The sequence below is a fragment of the Bacillus sp. LR--39 genome, assembly GCF_053613335.1.
Window position 1 is genome coordinate 1 of sequence record NZ_JBSIOT010000617.1, and the last position, 831, is coordinate 831.

The following is an 831-nucleotide window of genomic DNA, read 5'->3' on the forward strand; positions in this document are numbered from 1 at the left end:
GAGCAAAAAGATAAATGGATTCAAGTACTTGAAGAAGTGCCGGCAAAATTGAAGCAAGCTGTAGAGGGCATGACGGACAGCCAGCTTGACACACCGTACCGGGACGGTGGATGGACCGTTCGGCAAGTTGTTCATCATCTGGCTGACAGTCATATGAACAGCTATATTCGTTTTAAATTGAGCTTGACGGAAGAGACACCGGCTATCCGTCCGTATGATGAAAAAGCATGGTCGGAGCTAAAAGACTCGAAAACGGCAGATCCGAGCGGCTCACTTTCGCTTTTGCAGGAGCTTCACGGAAGATGGACGTCTCTGCTCCGCACCCTGACGGATCAGCAATTTAAGCGCGGATTTTATCACCCTGATACAAAGGAGATCATTACCCTGGAGAACGCGCTCGGCCTGTATGTCTGGCACTCACATCACCATATCGCTCATATTACGGAGCTTTCTAGACGGATGGGGTGGTCTTAACGCTTTTGCCGGCGGAAAGCCGGAATACTGATAGCAGCAATCACCAGAAGTGAGATCACAGCAGCCGCTGCATATAAATGATCATAGCCGCTGGCGACACTCGCATGAATGGCGTCGCTTATCGCGGTTTTGACTTCAGGAACGGGAATGCGTTCGATTTGTTCTTGTAAAGAAGAAACATCAGAACTGTCGATCTCCGGAATCATCTGCATCGCCTTTTCTGAATATCCGCTGTCCGATAAGCGGCTGTTGATCTCATTACCTATTTGGTCAAACCCGGCTGTGATAAAACCTGCATAAAGAGTAGGCGCCAAGGTCAGTCCAATTTGCCTTACTAATGAAAGCGTGCCAAGAGCT

Annotated in this window: 1 protein-coding gene and 1 pseudogene; one reads left to right on the plus strand and one right to left on the minus strand. The window is 48.9% G+C overall.

Annotated elements, in window-relative coordinates; genetic code table 11:
• On the plus strand, nt 1-474 hold a 474-nt coding region (gene bstA, locus ACWHAR_RS25340; RefSeq protein WP_452088218.1), incomplete at its 5' end, for a bacillithiol transferase BstA.
• Here bstA and ACWHAR_RS25345 read toward each other — a convergent pair.
• Nucleotides 471-831: pseudogene (locus tag ACWHAR_RS25345) on the minus strand (MFS transporter); the annotation flags it as partial. The gene bstA and the pseudogene ACWHAR_RS25345 sit on opposite strands and share 4 nt — an antisense overlap.